The organism is Legionella donaldsonii (genome assembly GCF_900452385.1).
GTDB classification, from domain to species: Bacteria; Pseudomonadota; Gammaproteobacteria; order Legionellales; family Legionellaceae; genus Tatlockia; species Tatlockia donaldsonii.
The window spans coordinates 1,556,208-1,577,225 of record NZ_UGOA01000001.1; the positions used below are offsets into that span (position 1 = coordinate 1,556,208).

The window sequence follows — 21,018 nt, forward strand, 5'->3', positions numbered from 1 at the left end:
ACTTCCTTCATTAAGCTTTGAACTCCTCCGTTAATGCCTGAAGTTTTTGTCCCAACTGGGACAATTCATGTGCCAACATTTCGACCTGCTTTGTACTCGCAACGTTTTGTACACTGGCTTGATTGATATTTTGCATTGCTTGTGCTACCTGATCCATTCCTATCAACTGTTGTTGGGAAGAAGCAATAATCTGGGTTGCCGCATTGGCAGATTCCGCTATGCTTTTGGCTAGTGTGCGAATCGCTTCGCTTGCACTGTTTGAAAGTTTTACGCCTGTTTCAACCGCTTTACTGCCTTCTTCTGCTGACAATACAGCAGTACTTAAGGCTTTGTGAATATCGCCTAGTATCATACGTACTTGAGAGGTCGCTCGCTTGGATTGTTCGGCCATCGTTTTGACTTCCTGAGCTACTACGGAAAAGCCTTTCCCATGTTTACCGGCTTTTGCCGCCTCAATTGATGCATTGACAGCCAGCAGATTTGACTGTTCAGCGAGGTCATTGACAGTATTAATGATCTCTCCAATGTCCCGGCTTTGTTCAGAAAGCGTTACAATTCTTTCCGCCATGGTTTCCATTTTCTCCTGAATTTGATTCATGGCTTCCACCGATTCCGCCATAGATTTTTGGCCTTCTTGGGAAATCTGAGCTGTTTTTTGGCCAATCTCTGCTACATATTTGGCTTTCTGAGCAGAAATTTCACTTGTTTGCCTTACCTCTTCAATAGTGGATGATGTTTGGCTAACGGCTGCTGCTGTCTCACTCGAGCTTGAGGCTAGTTGGGTTGTTGACGCTGTAATTTGATTCGCCGCGGTAGCTAATACGTTAGTTCCTTCATTGATCCTTCGTGATGCTTTGCGCAATGAGCCCATCAACCAAATGGCCATAACGATACTTACGCTGATTGCTGCCAAACTAGCAAGTGCCAAGACGTAAATTGTAAATTTGGCATTTTGCTCTGACTCACTCAAAATTGTACGGGCATTTTGTTCCATCATATTGACTATGTCATTAGCTAACACGTCCATTTTCTTATTAATATCAGATTGAGCACTGACCATTAATCTCCTGGCCTCTTCCATCTTCCCCGCATAAATCAAGGGAACAATCTGTTCTTCTCGGAGGCGATTAAACTCTTTGCGAAGCTCGTTAAATTGCTGCAATTTGGAAAATCGTTCTGATCGCTTTTGATTACGCGTTATCAAATCTTCTATGTTTTTATTATTTATTGTTAATCGTTCTTGAATAGCATGGTAAAAAGCTTCTTGTTCCGCTTTTTCAGAAACGATACTCATTTGCAGCAGATCGGCGCGTGAGGCATTTTGTTGGCTTCGCATATCTTTAATAGCCAAAGCATCCACAAATTCTTGCTCAAATAATGCTTTTTGTGATACCAGTATTCTATTCATTCCCCATATTGAGAAAAACGAGACAAGAATTAAGAGCGTGATAATCAAGATGAAACCACTCCCTAGTTTTCCCCGCATTGAGAACGTCGTTTTCCCTGTCATAAATAGTCTCCTGGTTTCATCGTAGGATAACCCCTTCTCGTAGGGGCAGGGCAATTGGTTGAACCAAGACCAATGCAGTACTTTAATTCTAGGTTATATTAAATGTTTCATTCACGATAATCGTTGGATCGCTTAAAATTTTGTTCGCGTCTAAAATAACAATCTGCTTCTCGGTTACCCCTTTTAGGTAGTCTTTCCTGACGCCAGAAAATACGTTAAGGGGAGACTGAATCGAATTAACAGGAATTATTCTTGGTCCAATTGAACGATCGGCAATAATCCCAAATTCCATCAAATCGGAGTGAAGAATGATGACTTGACTCAGATTTGTCAGCTCTTTCTTAGGAATTTCAAAGAAAGTCTTGATATCCAGCACGGACATAATTTTTCCACGTACATTCATGATCCCAAGCATATAAGTGGGTGTACCTGGTAGCGGGGTAATCTCTTTGGCAGGGCAGACTTCATCAATATAACTTAATTCAATGGCATAGGTTTCTTCTCCTAACTCAAATTCCATCACTGAAATTGTATCTGTTGATTCTTCTAAAACGTGAGGTTTTTTAGCCAATCTTAGAGCACGATGCTTTAGAATTTTCTGAGTTTCATCGGGAGAAGGGTGCCAACCTTGTTCAAGAATCCTTTGGCTTGCTTGAAGACGTTCATGAATTGTTTTCCAGTCGTATTTCATAACTGCCTCCGTTAACCATCGTTACTTGAATAAGTTCTGTAAGTTGACGGGCACTCAATCCTTCTGATTCTGGAACAATTTGTTCTTCTTGATAATGACTCAAAATCTCTAAAGCACTCCTAAAATGTTTTTCAGCATCATGAATGCAACCTTGCAGATGATATTGATTACCGATAGCAATGTGGACAATAACATTATTTTGATCAATGAATAGGGCGCGTTTCAGTGCATCCAATGCGTCTTCCTGGAGTCCTTCTTCCTGGAGTATCATTCCATACAAATACCACCATTCCTTATTTAATTTATCAATTTTTAAGGCCTTTTTACACCATTGATGCGCATCCTTTAAAAAACCTTGATTAGAATAACATCGAGCTAATAAGAGCATAGTCGACGGTTCCTGGGGATTTTTTGCCAAAATTTGCTTTGCTATTCGTATAGCCTGCTCATAATGTCCTTGAACAAAGTAATTTTCAGCTTTCTGGTAAGAGCGTTGGTATAATTCCGCAGCTTTTTCTACTGGATTATCTCCGCTTACATTTAACAGTTCGATTGTGGGCAAGGCTGAGGGTTGCGGCTCAGCAGAAGCCAAGGCTAAATTGATGGCAGAGGGTAAAATGAGGGGAGGTTCTCGATATCCTTGTTCTTCTACCTTATATGAACTCACTTTCTGGTAAATCATCGAATGACAGCTATCTATCAGTACAAGATTAGGTAAATTCATAGTTGATGGAATATCCACTGGGCTAAGAAATAACCATCCGCCCTCTACTAAGGACTGCGTTAATTTGTGCAGGACTCGATTAATTTCAGAATGCTCGAAGTACATCAAAACGTTTCGGCAAAATATGATATCCATAGCATTGGTGCCATTATCAATCGAAGGATAGCTATTTTCCGCTAGGTTGTGATAAGAAAATGTCACCATTGCTTTTATTTCAGGTGAAATCGCAAAATGGTCCTGATTTGTTTTACTAAAATAAGTTTCCTGAATTCCAACTGGCGCATCTCGGAATGACCAGGCGCTATAGACTCCTTCGCAGGCTTTGCGAAGAAATTCCATGACAATATCGGTAGCAAGAATTGTAATGTTCCAGGAGCGCCGATTGGGGATTTGTTTTGCAAGTGCTATGGCAATGGAATAGGGTTCCTCACCCGTGCAGCAGCCCGCGCTCCAGATCCGTAAACGCTGGTTAGTCCCTAAACGCTTTTTTAACAAAGAAGGAAAAACGTGCTGTTCAAGCATTTCAAAACTTTGCCGATCACGAAAAAAATAGGTTTCACCAACAGTCAAATACTTGGCAAGAATTTCAATTTGTTTTTGCTCCCATGGCGATGCAATTAACTTGTGGGCCAGCTCCTCAGGGCTTTTTATACCAAAAGCATCGGCGGCTGCTTTAATACCCCGATATAGATCTAACCTTCGTATTTTCGTGAAATTTAACCCTGTATTGATTCTTAGGGAATCACTGAGTTGTACCCATAATTCGTCTTCAGGATCAAATTCCTCACTTTCTATCCGCATATGCAATCGCCTCTTGAAGTGGTTTAGCTTCGTCTATGGGAAGTAGCTTATCTAAATCATGCAACAACAATATCAATCCATCTTGTCCCTTGAGAACTTGCCTGACATATTCTATTCCTGGAAAAATGGGTTCTAAATCAATAAAATCCTTTTTATCATACTCAATGACACCAACTACCTTATCAACTAGAAAGGCAGTAGATTTTTGGTTTTGAGTGATAATGATAAGCTTATCCGATAGATTAATTTGATGTTCTGGCAGATAAAAATAGAGACGTATATTGAGTACGGGCATAATCTGCCCTTGCAAATTAATAATACCGAGTATATTAGGTGGTAGATTAGGCAAGGGAGTAATTTCAACTACTTGAACAACTCGGTCGACGCTCTTTAAAGGTAAACCGAATTGGTGTTCGTTGATCAAAAATACAACCACTTGCTCTATCACGTTGGATCTGCCTTGTTATTACTCAATTTTAAGATTAGAGTACTCAAACTCGATTTGCCAATCTGTACTCAAGCTAAATGGGATAAATAGGATAAGTACAAATAGCTTACTTATCGCAGGATTTTGTAGATGAGGAAGGTGAAAAGGTTATCCAAAATGCTGTCTGTATTTTTAATACATTTAGTTTGGCGTCGACTGCAACTATACCACCATGAGTACGTTCTGGGATTGATCGTTGTTCGAATTGAGCCATTGAAGAAAATAGATCAAAAACCAATCCAACTGATGTAGTAGTTGTGTCGATTGCACCATCACATAATGATTTAGAACCCACATCTTTTTCTCTTAATGTTTCGATTAGGGATACTAAGTGGACCATTGAGCGACCCAATCTATCTAAACGCCAAACAACCCAAACGTCGCCCGGAGGGTAAGTTCTCCATACACTCGAAGAGATCATATCCTTTATTGACACAACCTCTTGTATTCGCGTCTTTGCCAAAGTACAGAAAACTCCTTGATAGCTACAATGTTGCTTGCTGATAAACTTGCCCCTTTGGGTCTTTGATGGAAAAAATCTATGTTTGATCAACTCTGATCCATCAATAAAATAGGATAATGATCAACCCGAGCGCAATGGGCGGCCAACTCCTTTTTAAAGGATTTTTCTGCTTAGCTTTATGCCTACAACTCATTGAAGATTAAATGGTTTTAGGACGATGCTTTAATCCCATAAAACTGATCATTAATTATTCATTTTGTCGGAATTATTAATATTATCTTAATATTACGAAACATATAATTGGTAGCGTGAAAAAATTAGATTAACGTTTACTCTAGAGAAAAATTATGCCCAGAATTATAAACAGTAACGCTTATGCAGATATGGAAGTTGAACTTGATACCTTGTTTTATCAGGTCTATCAACACGATAAGAGAGATAGGCAGGATACAACTTTCCTTGTTCAATCTTTTTTAGATAAGTTCAGTGAATCTCTTGTAAGTCATTGCCGTCAATTATTTAACAATGTTCGTGAAGAAGATGTAATCTATTATAAATCAAAGGATAAACGTAAAGGAGCCTACAGTCTTGATCCATTGAGTGATTATGCTGGTACCTTGCAACTTATGGTTACTACCTTAATTGCTGGACAAGAGGATCCTACTAAGCGCGCCTTTTATTATGAAATGTTCATTCAATTAATGAATTCTTGTTACCGCAAAGGGGATTTGACAAGTGCTACAGCCATATGGATCGGACTACGATCTCATAATCTTGGAAATTATGTTGATATGAAACGAATCAGCGCTAAGAGCCGCTTGCTTTGGCAAGAATGTGATGTTGAGCTTGATAGAATAAATAGCCCTGTAACTACATTAATCGCACATGAGGAGTTGAGAAGAAAATTTAAAGAAGTTTTAATTCCATCATTAAATCCCCTAATACAGATTCAGGCTAACTGTAAGGAAGTATATGATGATAGGCTTGCGCAGGCTCAAGAGAAACTGAAAGAAATCGAGCCTAAACTACGTAAACTGGATCGTGAAATGCATCGATTGCTTAATCAATTGCAGTTCGACAATTCTATTTGGTCGCAAGAATATTATGACTATATGAGTACGGTTTATTTATCTCAGTGTCAGTTTGAGTATTCCTGTCTCTTGCGAGAATATGATGAGTGTTTAGGCTATCCAGGTGTGGCTAAAGAATTTCATAAGGATCAAAATGCAGAACATCTGGTTCGTCTCCTAGACCGATGTTTTCAAGAAAACCGTGAGCTTAAAATTTCGCCTCCAGATGGGAAAGTGCTTGCATTGTTAGACGAAGTAGAAGAATTTAACCGTACTTATCCGGGGGATATTACGTTAGATCTTTATGATTTGGTTAAGGAAAATTGTCATAAGGTTAAAGCCCGGAATATTAGTAAATATACTTCAAAAATTATGGAAGGTCTTAAACATCCTCGAGGAGTTCCAGTAATTGGGTACGAAAATGAGCAAGATCCCGAAACGGTAGAGTATATTCAGCCTACTTATGATGGCATTAAATTAATGCAAGAGCTGTATGATGCAATAGAGGCTCATGAACCTAAAGTTATCGTTGAAATACCGGTGGGTCGTATGCATTGTGGATTCTTTAAGGATATTTCTAATGCACCGGCTGTTGAAGAAGGACTTGTTTTGCAAAACCAGGATAGGCAGCCAATTGGTTATGACTTAGATGATTTTCAAGTTCCTGTAGTCCAGGTTCCTAGCTAATTTCGCGACAACACTTGTCTCAATGCAAACAGAAGATAGGGTATGGGTAACTCGTCCTCTATTTTCTGTATTTTTAAAATACATGCTCCTGGTAGCTTGGCACAAGTTCGATTGTTCATCGTCATAAAGAAACAATAAATAATCAAATTGAATAAATTTATATCTAATATATAATTTATAACATCTACTCAAATGATAAATATCATGGGCTTCTTCATTAAGAATATAGTTGTTATTGGTGATATGGAGGGCAAAAATGGCGAATACCATAGCTCTCTAAACTCAATGCAAAGTGGTCGTCCGATTATTTTCAATGATGGAATTGTTGACAATCAGCGAGTGGAGCGGATGGTTGAGCAGATAAAAGGGCTTGCGGAATGTGCAAAGAAAAACTCTAAGCCTACAAGATTAACCCGGCTGATTACCGATGAATTTAGTTTTTATACAAAAAACACTCCCTTGAGCATAGAAGAATATAAAGAACTTATTAATCGAACGTCTGACGCGCTTAAGCACCTTCCTCCCAATATTGTTTTAATTTTGAGCAGCATTCCAGTTTTATGGCCCGATGGAACCTTACGCAATGCTGTCTTGCATGTTCAGTCTCCAAACACTGAAGATTCGGAACCCGTTATTCATCATTTTAGTAAAGAAAGCTGTTCTGGCATCGATCCATGGTATTCCAAAGATAATACCCTCTCTAATTGTTATGAATTTCGCGGTGATGATTACTCCAGCGATGAATACTCTCCTGACGTAGTCTTGAAAGATACTAAAGTGAAATGCAATGATCCAAACCAGTACAAAAGTGCCATTATCGTCCAAGGTGTCAATTTTCCTCCCATTATTGACGCCATTGATGTCTGCTTGGATCATCAAAATGGGGTTGCAATAAAAAATGCCGAACAGTTATTAAAAAACCTTTCGTCGCCGCCAGTATATATAAGCCACATTGTAACCTCTAATTATATCGCTATAAGTGAAGACCAGCTGACATCAAGTGTCGTACATGTCGATCATAAGAGACGGAGGGTAGAAGGCTCTGACGAAAAAAAAGAAGAGTTGATAAGCACTGCTTTTGGAACTGAAAGCAGGGTATTTATATACCAATCCAAAAAAGCTGAACCCATTCATTCCAAGTTATTTAGAAACATTTCTAATAAAGTAAATCTACAAAATATTATCGATGATGAGGGTAATACTCTGCTGCATCAATGTATTACTCCTGATAAGAGAAACAATCCCTACTGTACCCATAAAAGAAGGCGTATAGAAAGTATTCTGCCGCACTATGACCATCAATCTATTAATCAGCAAAATAAGGAGGGTGATACCCCTCTTCATTTAGCAATAAAAGCTTTTTATGAAGAACACCTCTTTCTCCAGTTTCTAGAGCGAGGAGCGAGACTCGATATTAAAAATAATCTAGGGTTAACTCCTATTGGTATCGCATATCAAGAGAATAAACCTGATCTGGTTACGGCTCTTTGTAATAAAATCATCAATAATAAAAAGATATATCTTTTCCATCGTGATGTTATTTTAGATCTAATCAATGAAATCAAAGACCAGGAACTGCAAAAAAAATTAGCTCGCGCGGCATTAAGCTTTGAGAGTTCTGAATTTTTCCTTAAGAAGGAAATTATTGATCGTTTATTCGAAATAAGTAGCAATTCACTCGAATCAACACCCAATGCTCCTCCATTGTCATCTGCACTTGGCACATCCAAAGAAGAAGAGTCTGCAATCCCAGAGCCTATAGAGCAAGAGCCTATCCTCCCAGATCTTAGTAAAACTGACCCTTATGCTTTAATAAAATCTGAATTTAATAAAGGTTCCGAAGCGAATCTAAGATTGATTGAGCGCATTTTATTACAAAATATTAACTTAAATGAAGGTAGTGGGTTTGGAGATCTTACTTTAGGTGCTTATCTCGTTGCCCAAGCATTTATCAGTAGAGATTCTATTTCGCCTATTCTCTTAGATTTTTTCTTCACCTTAGCAAAATCTCATTTAGATGAGTACACGATCCAAAAAATAAGCGATTACCTGGACGAGTCAACGTGCACCGATTGGATTTACCAAGAATTGGTAAAAGATCAATTTAACAAAGTACTCCAAGGAAAAACGCTTGATACAGGGATTATTTTTACTGCTTTTTCTAAGGGAAAAACCATTTGGGATGCAAAATATGGTGCTCTTACCCTTGCGGAGCAAGCTGTGTTTGAATCTTATCGCACAAAAAATCCAAAACTTCTAGAGATGGTATTTACAGAGTTGCGTAAAGAAAAACTATCCATTGATGTTGATGAAATTGCAAAAAAAATGGGCGAAAACTCCTCTGATTTTTTAAATTGGGTAAATACGCAACTTGAAAAAATTGAGTTACATCATCTCCTGAAAAATGAATTTTTAAAAGGATCTTCTGCAGACCTAATTACTGTTCGTAATATTTTGGAATTAGGAATCAATTTAGATAAAGACAGTGGTCTTCGTGGTGGTCTTACCCTAGGCGAACATGTGATTGCTCAGGCTTTTATTAATAAGGATTCCATTAGCGCTGATACTTTGGTTTTTTTCTTCAACTCAGCTGGGGCTAAACTAAATCCTGAAAAAATTAAAAGAATAGCCGTAACTTTTGAAAACACGGAAGAAGTTAGTGATTGGATTTATCAACAGTGGATGACACTTGAACTTAATAAGGGGATACAGGGGCAAAAGATTAATGAAAGGGTCATTCTTACTGCCTTATCCCAAAGAAAAGAAATTTGGAATCAAACATACGAACCTCCAGTAGTACCGATTGAAGAACCCACGTCAGACCCCACAAAGGCTACTGCAATTACTGCTGTTAAAATTGCCATGGTCTCCCAAAAGCCCAATGGTGTGCTACTCACTTTTGCTGAGCAAGCTGTAGCCCAAGCTTTCAAAGAAAAAAACTTAAAAATTCTTGAAAAAGTATTCATTGAATTAAATAGAAATAACTTAACACTCGATGTAAAAAAAATAGCAGAAAGTTTCGATAATCAAGGGCAAGAACTAGTGAGCGATTGGATCAACAGCCAACTGCCACAACTTGAAGCACAACAAATATTAAGAATAGAGTTTCAAAAAAAAGAACAAGCCAATCTAGAGGTTGTTCTGGAGAACTTATCTAGAAATCCTAATTTGAACTCAGATGGAGGCTTTTCCAACGGGCTTAATCTTGCCGAACAAGCCATTGCACAAGCTTATATTTCCCAGAGCTATGAATTGTTATCAGCAATTAACTCACGCTCTCCAATTGATAAGCAAGCAATTAATAAAATAGCAAAAACCTTTATTGATCCCAAAGATACTTTTTTAAATAACTCAGAAAAAATGAAAAAATTCAAGGATTGGGTAGCCCAACAATTATCACTGATGAACCAATCTGAATTAAATCCTATAAGAACAGTAGCTAAAAAGTATCAGTTTTTCCCGCAATGCAAACCTTCAACTGCGATTATTGAGACGCCTGAATCCAAAAATACTCCATCCTGAAATACGCTATTAATTCAAGAAATGGCGATCATATTTATTTCTTGTTCATTTAAAATCGTAATAATTAGTTTGCTATTAATGTAATTGGGATTAAATGCTTCATGAAATTTATGATCCTGGCCTCGTGTCCAAAATGCTGCATCACGCTTCGCATTTTGTCGAGCCTCTCAGTTCAAACACTTCCGGGCGTAGCCTGTTTGCTTGCAAACAGGTGCATTACCTTTGAAAGCAACGAGGGTTTTTGCTATTTCAGAGCGAGTTTGTTTTTGGTGTATTTTATGTGGATTGTTGCAATTTGAGGGAGAAGGATAGATTCGTCGGTCACTACGTTTCCTCCTCACCGCGACGCGGCGCACTGAAGTGCGTCCAAAATGCTGCGCCACGCTTCACGTTCTTCGCTTCGCATTTTGTCGAACCTCTCGGTTCGAACACTTCCGGGCGTAGCCTGTTTGCTTGCAAACAGGTGCATTACCTTTGAAAGCAACGAGGGTTTTTGCTATTTCAGAGCGAGTTTGTTTTTGGTGTATTTTATGTGGATTGTTGCAATTTGAGGGAGAAGGATAGATTCGTCGGTCACTACGTTTCCTCCTCACCGCGACGCGGCGCACTGAAGTGCGTCCAAAATGCTGCACCACGCTTCGCGTTCTTCGCTTCGCATTTTGTCGAACCTCTCGGTTCGAACACTTCCGGGCCAAGTACATCCGTGCATTGGCCTTGATTTCGGAGTGATTTATCTTTCAGTGTGTTTATCTAAAATGGCGCGCCCGGAAGGATTCGAACCTCCGACCCCCTGGTTCGTAGCCAGATACTCTATCCAACTGAGCTACGGGCGCGTGTACTGGCGGAGAGAGAGGGATTCGAACCCTCGATGGGATTTCTCCCATACTCCCTTAGCAGGGGAGCGCCTTCGACCTCTCGGCCATCTCTCCAGTCAATGGAGGCGAAGTATATCAGGTATTTATGTGGCGTCAACACCATTATCAGTTAATAAAAATGATTTTATTTAGATAAATTCCAAAAACTTAGGATTACTGTTATCTTTGACATGAAAAATTTGGCGCTTGTCAGCTGCATTGACATGTATCAGGAGGAGTAATGAAACAAAAGTCGAATTTAAACGGTAGGCGGGTCTATATAGTAGATGGTAGTCGAACACCGTTTTTAAAAGCAAAGGGAGTTGGTCCTTTTACCGGGTCAGACTTAGCAGTAGCTGCGGGTATGCCCTTGTTAAATCGTCAATCTATTAGCCCCACTGATTTGGATGAGGTTATTATTGGTTCTGCAATGCCGGGTCCTGATGAGGCGAATATCGCGCGAGTTGTTGCTCTGCGTTTGGGCTGTGGAGAAAAAGTTCCCGCCTTCACTGTGATGAGAAATTGTGCCTCTGGTATGCAGGCTCTTGATAATGCAGCGTTGCAAATTGCCAATGGTCGTAGTGACCTGGTCTTGGCGGGTGGTACTGAGGCTATGAGCCATGCGCCCTTACTATTTAATCAAAAGATGGCATCCTGGCTGGCTAATTGGTTTGCCGCTAAAAGTGTTGGTCAGCGCCTCGGTTTGGTAACTCAATTTAGACCTTCTTATTTGGCACCGGTAATTGCTTTACTACGCGGTTTGACTGATCCCATCGTGGGCATGAACATGGGACAAACCGCCGAGAAGGTCGCTTATCGCTTTAATATTAGCCGAGAGCAGATGGATGCTTTTGCCAGTGAGAGTCATCAGCGTTTAGCGCATGCCTTTATAGAAGGACGTATGGATGAAGTTGTTCCTATTATTGACACGAAAGGTCGTGTCTATCCGCAAGATGATGGTATTCGTCCAGATTCTACGGTTGAAAAATTAGGTAAATTAAAACCTTTTTTTGATAAAAAATATGGCATGGTAACAGCAGGTAACAGCTCCCAAATTACCGATGGCGCCTGTTTGTTATTATTGGCTAGTGAAGAGGCTGTTAAAAAGCATAAACTTCCTGTCCTTGGTTGTATTGTCGATTCGCAATGGGCTGCTCTCGATCCTTCACAAATGGGATTAGGGCCAGTGCATGCGGCTACACCGATTATGCAGCGTCACAATTTGAAACCCGCCGATTTTGATTGCTGGGAAATTAATGAGGCTTTTGCTGCTCAGGTATTAGGTTGTCTAGCCGCCTGGGATGATGAAGACTATTGCCGTACCCAACTAGGATTGAAACAGGCAATGGGGGCTCCATCTCTTGCGCAACTGAATAAAGATGGCGGAGCGATTGCGGCTGGACATCCAATTGGCGCTAGTGGCGCTCGTATCGTGCTGCATGTATTGCAATCATTGAAACACAGTAATGGAACTCGCGGAATGGCTGCCATTTGCATTGGTGGAGGGCAAGGCGGGGCAATGTATCTGGAACGCGTGACAGAGGTGAAAGGACATGAGTAACTATAAACATTGGGAATTACAAACAGATGCAGACCATATTGTTTGGTTAGGTATTAATCGCAAAGATACGGCGGTAAATGCTATCAATAGTGATGTTTTAGATGAATTAAATGGTCTTTTGCAAGAGATCGCTCAGAAATCAGATGTAATAGGCTTGGTTATTTACTCCGCCAAACCCAAAGGTTTTATTGCCGGTGCGGATGTAAATGTTTTTTCGAAGTTTGATACACCAGCAGAAGCAGTTGATTTTTTAAGGCAGGGACAAGCTGTATTTTCACGCCTGGAAGCTCTGTCAATGCCTACAGTTGCTATGATTGATGGTTTCTGTATGGGAGGTGGTTTAGAGTTAGCTCTTGCTTGTGATTATCGGATTGCTACTGATGATAAAGATACCCGGTTAGGTTTGCCTGAAATTATGCTCGGTATCCATCCTGGCTGGGGTGGAACAGTACGCTTGCCACGTTTGATAGGTGGGTTTGATGCGTTATCTAAAGTTATTTTGACTGGTGCGCCGATCGCTGCTGCCAAAGCCAAGCAACTAGGATTTGTTGATGATGTAGTACCTGTTCGTCAATTAAAGCGTGCCGCTGTTTATTACATTAAAAATAAACCTGCCAAGCATAAGCCAAGCTTTATGCAATCATTAAGCAACTACTCGTTAGTACGAGCTATCCTTGCCCCTATACTTCGTTATAACGTCAGCAAGCGCGTACTTAAAAAGCATTATCCTGCGCCTTATGCAATTATTGATTTGTGGGAAAAGGAAGGTGGAGTAGGCGAACGAGCTTATTTAAAAGAGGCCGATTCTGTTGAGCAGTTAGTAAGTCAAGGGGATACGGCAACAAACCTAATACGTGCTTTCCATTTGCGGGAACGCATGAAAAGCTTCGCTAAAGACAGTGACTTTAAAGCTCAACATGTTCATGTAATCGGTGCCGGTGTTATGGGGGGAGACATTGCTGCCTGGTGTGCTTTGCGCGGTTTACGAGTGACCCTGCAAGATAAGTCTCACCAGCAAATTGCGCCTGCGCTTGTACGAGCTCATGCACTTTTCAAAAAGAAATTGCGCCAACCACGATTAATTCAAGCGGCCATGGATCGTTTGCTTGCTGATCCAAATGGTTACGGTATTACTAAAGCAGATGTGATTATTGAGGCTGTGTTTGAGAATCTTGCAGTTAAACAAACAATTATGAAGGAAGTCGAACAAAAGGCCAGTAAAGAGGCTATTATTGCCACGAATACATCAAGTATTCCGCTCGATGAAATCAGCCAAGCCATGGAAAATCCTACTCGGTTAATTGGTATCCATTTCTTTAATCCAGTTGCAAAGATGGATTTGGTGGAGGTAGTCAGTAGTAATAAGACCGCCAAAGAGGTCACTAAACGTTCTTGTTCCTTTGTTAATCAGATTGGCCGCTTACCATTACCTGTAAAATCGAGCCCAGGATTTTTGATAAATCGCGTTTTAATGCCTTACCTCATGGAGTGTGTGCAGTTGTTGGAAGAGGGATATAGTGGTGAAGAAATTGATGAGGCAGCCAAAAATTTTGGTATGGTCATGGGGCCTGTTGAGTTAGCGGATACGGTTGGGATGGATGTATGCTTGGCTGTTGCTGAAAATTTGACAGCGCATTTTGGGGGCTCAGTACCGCAAAAATTGCGTGATATGGTTAAAGAAGGCAAGCTTGGACGTAAATCAGGTCAAGGCTTTTACCGTTATAAGAATGGCAAAGCCATCAAACAAAGAGTGAAGCCTGCAAAATCAGCTAAAGGAAAAGATATTGCTAATCGCTTGATTCTACGTATGGTCAATGAGGCTGCATCTTGCCTGCGTGAAGGGGTTGTTGCGGACAGTGACTTACTAGATGGAGGAATGATTTTCGCCACTGGTTTTGCTCCATTCCGTGGCGGGCCGATGAATTATGCTAAGCAATTTGGCCATGACAAATTAAATGAGCTTTTCGCTAAATTGGAAGCTCAGTATGGTGAGCGTTTCAAAGCCGATACTAGCTTATAAGGTATTTGTGCTCCTTTTTATGGCAAGGTATCATTTCCTTGCCATATTTCATTTAGAGTAATTATTCATGTTTATATTAAGTCCTTTGCGCCTGCTGTTAATATTTCTATTAATGATTACTCTGACAGATATCTCGTTTGCCCTTACTTTTGTACTTCCTACTGAGGGTGATGTTATTGGCGAGATGCAATATGCTCGTCCCCAGGTTGGTGAAACACTGAGTGAAGTTGGTATTCGTTACGATATCGGCTATTACGAAATGATGAGAGCCAATCCACAGGTTGATTCTACAAGACCTTTGCCGCCACATACCCGTTTGCTAATTCCCTCACAATTTATTTTGCCACCCGTACCACGGGAGGGGCTGGTTATTAATTTAGCTGAGTATCGTCTTTACTATTATCCTCCAAACGATAATGTAGTGATAACCATGCCTGTAGGAATTGGTAGGGAAGGGTGGACAACGCCAATCGGTATAACCAAAGTCACTACCAAAGAACGTGATCCAATTTGGCGTCCTACCGCAAATGTACGTGCCGAGGCTGCAAAAAACGGCATACCTATACCGAATGTTTTTCCACCCGGTGATGGTAATCCTTTGGGGCGGCATGTATTGAGATTAGGATGGCCAACTTATCTTATTCATGGGACTAACCGTCGGGATGGTGTCGGAGCACGGGTAAGTGCTGGTTGTATACGCATGATGCCGGAAGACATTGAATACCTCTTTGATTTTGTTAGTGTAGGTACTCCAGTACGTGTGCTCAATGAGCCAGTAAAATTTGGTTTCGACAAAGGTACACTCTATATTCAAGCGCATCCTTTACTTGCTGAGCAAAAAAATAATTCTTTGCAAGCATTGGTTTATGAGCAATTAAAAAGAATGTCTGCTCTAAATAAAGTCAATAAGACAGTGGTCAATTCAGAATTAAGTAATCCGAGTGGTATTCTTAAAAAAATCAGCACTTAATTTATTACCGACTACCGAATTTTTTGAGTTTTTTTCCTGTAATAAAAATACAAGCCATGAGCAGGAAGAAGAATCAGGAAACTGCCAAACAGGTCAATTGGATAATGCCAGCCAAGCAAAATACAGGAAGCCAGTAAGAGGACATTAATTGGCAGCAATAAAATAAATACAATACGCCAACAGCGAACCAGGTACAAGCAAAGCCAGGCCCAGATAGCATGGAAAGAGGGCATGGCAATCATACCGCCCTCAATAGTAGAGGGCTGGATGTAACGATGAATTTCAGTAAATTTAATACCAGTTGCATGCTGTTCAGCCATAAAGTAAGGGCTTGGAATAAAACTTGCCGGTCCCATGGTGGGCAGATAATAGTAAAAGGTAAAACCAATTAAAACAGTAACAAGCAAAAGGCAATAATGTTCACGAATATAAGAAAATTTTCCTGCAATAATGACAGCTAATGGCAAAATACTCATTTGGAGGTGAAGGCTATCGTAAATATAAGCCAGTAATAATTGCAAGCGTGGGTGATTCGCTGTCCATGCAACGATTGCTTGCATGTTGATCCCCATGGTTGCTTCGATGGCTATTAGTTGCTTATCTATGGGTTGGAATGGTGTATATTGCACCGCATTTGTGGCAAAGGCAATCACTACCAAAACCAGGAAAAAATAAAAAATTTCACGGACTGTACGTACAAAACGGCCATGTTTACCAAATTGCAGAGAGCCGCCTATCATGGCCAGGAGCAAAACTATAGCTATTAAGGAAGTACTGGGAGGGAAATAATTGTTGCCTGGGAAGCGGTAAAATAAAAAATTAACCGCATAGGCTACGATAGCCAAACTACAAATAAAAAAGGCCGTAATTAGGGGACAATATTTAGCAAAGTCCTGTATAGGCGTAGCCAGGCGATTATTCGGCATCACCACTTTGTTGTTTCTGCTTGATAGCGTGATAAATTTCTTCACGATGGACTTGGATTGATCGAGGAGCTTCCACACCGAATTTAATATTACCGTGTTCTGAGGTCTTAAAAGCGACTATTTGTACAACAGTACCATTCACATGAACAGTCAATGGTTCTTCAAATGGGATGGTCACAATATTCATGCAAAACCTCTTTTGTTTTTAGTACGTTATATCGTATGGAAAGTTTAAAAGCAACGATTTTACTGGGGGCTGTTGCCATTTCGACTATCTTGGCCGAAAAGCGTTAATTTTTAGTGCGTTGCTGCATTTACTCGCATGTAAACCAGGATGAGATGCTCGTAAAACAACGCTTTTCGACAGATAACAACTGCTGAGGCAATTCTGAAAGTAGAAAATAGATTTTTACTAATTCGTTGTTGCCATCGATCAATCAGCCTGCATTTGTCTATAATTTAGTCTTTGTAGGTATAAGGACTCACTCTTAAGCTGTTTAATTTACCGGGAAGATTTGCTCCGTAGACGAAAATCAGTTAAGATTGTGCGTTTTTTTAACCTTGCCTTACCTCAGCTCATATGAGGAAGGCTATAACCCATAAGGAGAAACTATGAGACATTATGAAATAGTGTTTCTTGTACACCCTGACCAAAGCGAGCAAGTACCAGGAATGGTCGAGCGCTATGAAGGGATCATCACTAAACAAGGCGGTAAAATTCACCGTAAAGAAGACTGGGGACGTAGACAATTAGCTTACCCAATCAAAGAAGTACACAAGGCACACTACATACTGATGAATATTGAATGTAATCAAGTTGCTTTGGACGAACTGAAAAATGCGTTCAAGTTTAATGACGCTATCTTGAGAAATTTAATCATCAATCAGAAAGAGGCGATTACCACTCAGTCTGTGTTAATGAAGAAAGAAAAAGACGACCGAGCAGCCTAAGGAGTAGTTAAATATGTCAGCTTATTTTCGTAGAAAAAAAATGCGTCGTTTCAATGCCGAAGGTTCATCTGAAATAGACTATAAAGATATAAATTTGTTAAAAGATTACATAACAGAAACTGGTAAAATTGTACCAAGCCGTATTACTGGTACGCAAACCCGCTTCCAGCGCCAGTTGGCTAAAGCCATTAAGCATGCGAGATTCCTGGGTTTATTGCCTTATTGTGATAGCCATAGATAATAATGACTCGTTTGGGTGACTTACTACGTAAACAAGGTCATTTCCTTTTGGAAAATGACTATTATGCCTTGTTGTATATTGTAATTTGCGCATTAATACCGTTTACAGCGTGGTTGTCCGCGGCCATTGTTGCATTAGTGACTTTGCGTAAAGGTTGGCTTGATGGGTTTAGAGGGTTAGCCCTCGGGATTAGCGCATTGTTGATCTTATCATTGATGTCCATGCCTTTATTTGGAGCCCTTGTTACCACTATGATGGCATTTCTACCCTGTTATTTAGCGGCTGTTGTTCTGCGAGCAACAGCCAGTTGGCGAATAACGGGGGGATTTATCGTTTTACAGGCACTGCTGGGGATTATTCTGATCCACTGGTTAACTCCTGAGTTTATCACTGCTCAATACCAGTATATTCAGGTAATGCTTAAACAACTGGAAGCTGATAGCTCCGTTAATAGTCTGTTAGATAATCAAAATCAAGTAATTTTTTCCAATTACTTAGTGGGAATACAGGTTGTGAGTGTTGTGGTATCGACACTCGTTTCGCTAATGCTGGCTCGTTCTGTGCAGGCCAGGATATTTTATCCTGGTGGTTATAGACAGGAAATGCTTAATTTCCGTGCAAGCGGGTGGGGTGTTGCATTATTAATCCTTGTCGCTATTGGAGCATATCAGTATAACCCTATTGCTCTAAGTTGTTTGCCGGTGCTTGTTTTATATTATGTATGTGCAGGGCTTAGTTTAAGCTTTACTATTTTGGCTAAAGGCAGAGGAATTAGTACCTTACTTTTATTAGTAATACCGTTAGTACTCGTGCCTTTTGTTATGTTGCCTGTCTATGTGATTTTTGGTGTTTTAGATAGTTTGTTTAATTTTAGAATACGCTTGCAAAATGTAGGTGGAAAATAGAATAGGGGTAATAAGATGGAAGTTATTTTATTAGAAAAAGTTAGAAACTTGGGAAATTTGGGTGATAAAGTGGATGTTAAACCAGGTTATGGCCGTAATTTCCTAATTCCACAAAGCAAAGCTGTGTTTGCTACTGAGGAAAATATTGAAGCATTTGAAAAACGTCGTGCTGAACTTGAGAAAAAAGCACAGAAAACGTTAGCTGCTGCAGAGCAACGTGCTGCGCTGCTGAACGATACGACTATTGTCATTGCTGCTATGGCTAGTGACGAAGGTAAACTGTATGGTTCTGTAGGCCCTAATGAAGTCAAAGAGGCTTTGATTGCTAAGTCTATGGAAGTTAGCAAGCGTGAAATTGTTATGCCTGAAGGTCCTATCCATTCAATTGGTGACTATGTAATTGAAATTCATGTTCATAGTGATGTGATCGCCAACCTGCAAGTACAAATCGTTCCCGCAAAATAGTTAAAGCTAAAAAACCTGCTAGGGCATAGCAGGTTTTTTAATTACAGAATGAGAACAAGCTTGGCATTTTGCTGTTTATACTCATTTACATACTGTATTGCCACTTATCACTTTCTGTATTCTCTGTGTTTTCTCTATCTTCTGCGCTTTCTGTATCTTCTGTGTTTTCTGCCAGAGTAACTTCAGGGTTATGTTTTTCTAATTCTTTATTACGTGCATCTAGCATGATTGTTGTTAATTGCTCAATATTTCCTTCGGGTTCCCAAAGAGACTCTGGAAAAATACCCTTTATACATACTCTGGCAATTTGCTTATCAGTCCAGCTTTGAGCCATAGGAGATTTTCTTATACTTTCGAATGAGAAATTAAAGGAGCTAATGTGGTCTTTTGTAATCTCCTGCCCAGCAAAAGTTATATTCTCTTGATTAAAAGTTGTAGAAGATTGGGCAGACAGAGTCTTATCCCCAGAGCTTGCCACTCCTATAAATTGATTAATAGCTTGAGGATCTTTCCGTATAGTCAATAACATAGCAGCTAAAGATTCAAGATTATCTTCGGGTTCCCATATCTCTTCACCGAAAACAATTTTTACTGCACGTTTGCTTATCTGTTCTTCAGGCCATCCAGTAGGGAGTTGTTGGGTTTGTGCAAAGGCGTTGTTAAAAGCTTCAATATCTCGTGGTGTAATCTCATTGCCCTTAAAGAGTAGTTTCTGAGGGGACTCACTTCCAGCTGCTTGCTCTTTAGAGATATTAGCTGCAGGAGCTTGTCGCTCTTTAAATTGTTTAATAGCATTTGTTTCAGGAATTTCTATATACTGCACGGCATCAACCCACTCGTTTATTTTATTAGCGCCAACAGAGCCCTCAAAAATGTCTCTATCTATTTCATTTATTTTGCCACGTATTATTTCCTGAATGGATTGCATTAACTCTTCGTCACCTTGGTATAATTCGACTTGTTCTTCATCACTTAGATTTTCAACAGCATTTATAAACTCTTTATTTGCCAAGTCAGAGAGTATTTCTGTCCCTCTTATAATTACAACATCTGGATGAATAGCTTCCAAGGACTCTACAATTTTATTGATAGTACCTCCACGGCAAGCATGTCGTGATTCACCACCTAGATCTTTACCATTATTATCTAAATTATATTCTCTATCGGATAATGCCATGTTTTTAGCAATCAGATTGCATCTTGCTAATGTATCTTCGTTATGAGTATCGCTCGCTGGATAAGCAGCCTTATCTTTCGCTGCCAACCACATGGTGGTTAAAGAATCGAGTATGGATCGACCCGATTTGCCATCTTTAATTCGGTCTGTTTTAGCCCTTTGCAATGTATTTAATGCGTATGTTTTTTCATCAGCATTTAAATAATCAGTTGATTTAATGAATTTTTCAATATCAAGTAAAGTTTTCTTTTGTAGCAGTTCATTTTGGGATGGTGACAAAACATGGTGTCGTGCATCTAATTTATCCATAGAGCGTTTAATAGAACGTTCAACGGAATCCAAATGGGTACTTTGAGCAATATCTTGGAAGTCTTTTCCTTCTCGGAGCTGTTTCTTCAAGGTTATTGAATGATAAAGACTGCTCACCTTATCCTTTATGCCATTCTTTAGACTTTTAAAGGGTGCCAGGAATGCTTCTATTGTCTTTTCTCTTTTTTGTTGTCTGATGTCACTTTTAAATGCTTTATATAATTCATCCAATTGTTTGGTTTGATTAAAAAAAATACCGGCTACCCCGTTCATAATTTCTTTATATTGATTCGGATTTTTAGAGGTTTTTTCCCGTAATGCGGTCAAAGTTGCAGAAATTTCTTCGTAATTGTCCGTTTGCGGGATCTCAAGATCCCACTGTTTGGCTAAAGCTCTTGCTGTTTCTAAATACATTGACCTGGCTTGGGTTTCAAAGAAAACCTGGCCTTCTTCATTCTTAAGTGAGCCTAAAGTATCTTGATCCAGGTTTTTGGCAATATATTGATCATATTTTTGGATTTTTCCGATCAAGGAAAAAATAAAAGCCTCATCATCACTTGGTTCAGTTCCTTGCGGTCTTAGATGGCTGGCCATGTTATTCACCTGACTAATTGGTACATTTCTCAAAGTATAGTTTATTAGCTTTTATAGTATGGAATGAATAGACAAGAATTGAATTAATAC

General features: G+C 39.7%; 17 protein-coding genes and 2 tRNA genes. 9 read left to right on the top strand and 10 right to left on the bottom strand.

The features are described 5' to 3' along the window. Window positions 1-10: 10 nt before the first annotated feature. From DYC89_RS07180 to DYC89_RS07200, 5 genes are all read right to left on the bottom strand, one after another. Entirely contained in the window at window positions 11-1,510 is a 1,500-nt protein-coding gene (locus tag DYC89_RS07180; RefSeq protein ID WP_115221171.1) for a HAMP domain-containing methyl-accepting chemotaxis protein, read from the bottom strand. Window positions 1,511-1,598: 88 nt separating this feature from the next. Continuing rightward, window positions 1,599-2,201 carry a chemotaxis protein CheW gene (locus DYC89_RS07185; protein ID WP_115221172.1) on the bottom strand — a complete coding sequence of 201 codons (603 nt, stop codon included), beginning with the start codon at window positions 2,199-2,201 and terminating at the stop codon, window positions 1,599-1,601. Then, complete coding sequence (locus DYC89_RS07190; protein ID WP_115221173.1) at window positions 2,173-3,726, bottom strand: CheR family methyltransferase; 1,554 nt, start codon at window positions 3,724-3,726, stop codon at window positions 2,173-2,175. The genes DYC89_RS07185 and DYC89_RS07190 overlap by 29 nt, the downstream gene beginning before the upstream one ends. Next, window positions 3,710-4,174: a chemotaxis protein CheW gene (locus tag DYC89_RS07195; protein ID WP_115221174.1), complete on the bottom strand. Its 465-nt coding sequence runs from the start codon at window positions 4,172-4,174 to the stop codon at window positions 3,710-3,712. Before DYC89_RS07195 ends, DYC89_RS07190 begins: the two co-directional genes overlap by 17 nt. A gap of 106 nt (window positions 4,175-4,280) precedes the next feature. After that, entirely contained in the window at window positions 4,281-4,634 is a 354-nt protein-coding gene (locus DYC89_RS07200) for a recombinase family protein (protein ID WP_115222683.1), read from the bottom strand. Window positions 4,635-5,023: 389 nt separating this feature from the next. On the opposite strand from DYC89_RS07200, the gene DYC89_RS07205 reads away from it, so the two are divergent. Together DYC89_RS07205 and DYC89_RS07210 are read left to right on the top strand one after the other, a co-directional pair. Next, window positions 5,024-6,433 (top strand): RasGEF domain-containing protein, encoded by a 1,410-nt coding sequence (locus DYC89_RS07205; protein ID WP_115221175.1) that lies wholly within the window; start codon window positions 5,024-5,026, stop codon window positions 6,431-6,433. Window positions 6,434-6,637: 204 nt separating this feature from the next. Continuing rightward, window positions 6,638-9,955: an ankyrin repeat domain-containing protein gene (locus DYC89_RS07210; protein WP_115221176.1), complete on the top strand. Its 3,318-nt coding sequence runs from the start codon at window positions 6,638-6,640 to the stop codon at window positions 9,953-9,955. Window positions 9,956-10,711: 756 nt separating this feature from the next. Here DYC89_RS07210 and DYC89_RS07215 read toward each other — a convergent pair. Together DYC89_RS07215 and DYC89_RS07220 are read right to left on the bottom strand one after the other, a co-directional pair. After that, window positions 10,712-10,788: transfer RNA gene (locus DYC89_RS07215), tRNA-Arg, on the bottom strand. Between the two features lie 6 nt (window positions 10,789-10,794). Next, window positions 10,795-10,884 (bottom strand) — tRNA-Ser (locus DYC89_RS07220). Between the two features lie 166 nt (window positions 10,885-11,050). Here DYC89_RS07220 and DYC89_RS07225 point away from each other — a divergent pair. From DYC89_RS07225 to DYC89_RS07235, 3 genes are all read left to right on the top strand, one after another. Then, on the top strand, window positions 11,051-12,370 hold the full coding sequence (locus DYC89_RS07225; protein WP_115221177.1) for an acetyl-CoA C-acetyltransferase: 1,320 nt from the start codon (window positions 11,051-11,053) through the stop codon (window positions 12,368-12,370). Beyond that, window positions 12,363-14,390, top strand: coding sequence for a 3-hydroxyacyl-CoA dehydrogenase NAD-binding domain-containing protein (locus tag DYC89_RS07230; RefSeq protein ID WP_115221178.1), 2,028 nt, complete (start codon window positions 12,363-12,365; stop codon window positions 14,388-14,390). The genes DYC89_RS07225 and DYC89_RS07230 overlap by 8 nt, the downstream gene beginning before the upstream one ends. 67 nt (window positions 14,391-14,457) lie before the next feature. Next, window positions 14,458-15,360 carry a L,D-transpeptidase family protein gene (locus tag DYC89_RS07235; protein WP_115221179.1) on the top strand — a complete coding sequence of 301 codons (903 nt, stop codon included), beginning with the start codon at window positions 14,458-14,460 and terminating at the stop codon, window positions 15,358-15,360. Window positions 15,361-15,371: 11 nt separating this feature from the next. Here the strand turns inward: DYC89_RS07235 and DYC89_RS07240 are convergent, their stop codons facing one another. Both DYC89_RS07240 and DYC89_RS07245 read right to left on the bottom strand, forming a co-directional pair. Then, on the bottom strand, window positions 15,372-16,286 hold the full coding sequence (locus DYC89_RS07240; protein WP_115221180.1) for a phosphatase PAP2 family protein: 915 nt from the start codon (window positions 16,284-16,286) through the stop codon (window positions 15,372-15,374). After that, window positions 16,276-16,473, bottom strand: coding sequence for a carbon storage regulator (locus DYC89_RS07245; protein WP_019216791.1), 198 nt, complete (start codon window positions 16,471-16,473; stop codon window positions 16,276-16,278). Before DYC89_RS07245 ends, DYC89_RS07240 begins: the two co-directional genes overlap by 11 nt. A gap of 425 nt (window positions 16,474-16,898) precedes the next feature. Here DYC89_RS07245 and rpsF point away from each other — a divergent pair, with 425 nt between their 5' ends. The 4 genes from rpsF to rplI are packed head-to-tail and all read left to right on the top strand — an operon-like array spanning window position 16,899 to window position 18,848. After that, complete coding sequence (rpsF, locus tag DYC89_RS07250; RefSeq protein ID WP_058447848.1) at window positions 16,899-17,237, top strand: 30S ribosomal protein S6; 339 nt, start codon at window positions 16,899-16,901, stop codon at window positions 17,235-17,237. Window positions 17,238-17,250: 13 nt separating this feature from the next. Beyond that, window positions 17,251-17,478 carry a 30S ribosomal protein S18 gene (rpsR, locus tag DYC89_RS07255; protein WP_058447849.1) on the top strand — a complete coding sequence of 76 codons (228 nt, stop codon included), beginning with the start codon at window positions 17,251-17,253 and terminating at the stop codon, window positions 17,476-17,478. A gap of 2 nt (window positions 17,479-17,480) precedes the next feature. Continuing rightward, window positions 17,481-18,383: a hypothetical protein gene (locus DYC89_RS07260; RefSeq protein WP_115221181.1), complete on the top strand. Its 903-nt coding sequence runs from the start codon at window positions 17,481-17,483 to the stop codon at window positions 18,381-18,383. A 15-nt stretch (window positions 18,384-18,398) separates the two neighbouring features. Further along, complete coding sequence (rplI, locus tag DYC89_RS07265; RefSeq protein ID WP_115221182.1) at window positions 18,399-18,848, top strand: 50S ribosomal protein L9; 450 nt, start codon at window positions 18,399-18,401, stop codon at window positions 18,846-18,848. Between the two features lie 85 nt (window positions 18,849-18,933). Here the strand turns inward: rplI and DYC89_RS07270 are convergent, their stop codons facing one another. Then, window positions 18,934-20,928 carry a hypothetical protein gene (locus tag DYC89_RS07270; RefSeq protein WP_115221183.1) on the bottom strand — a complete coding sequence of 665 codons (1,995 nt, stop codon included), beginning with the start codon at window positions 20,926-20,928 and terminating at the stop codon, window positions 18,934-18,936. Between the last annotated feature and the right edge of the window lie 90 nt (window positions 20,929-21,018).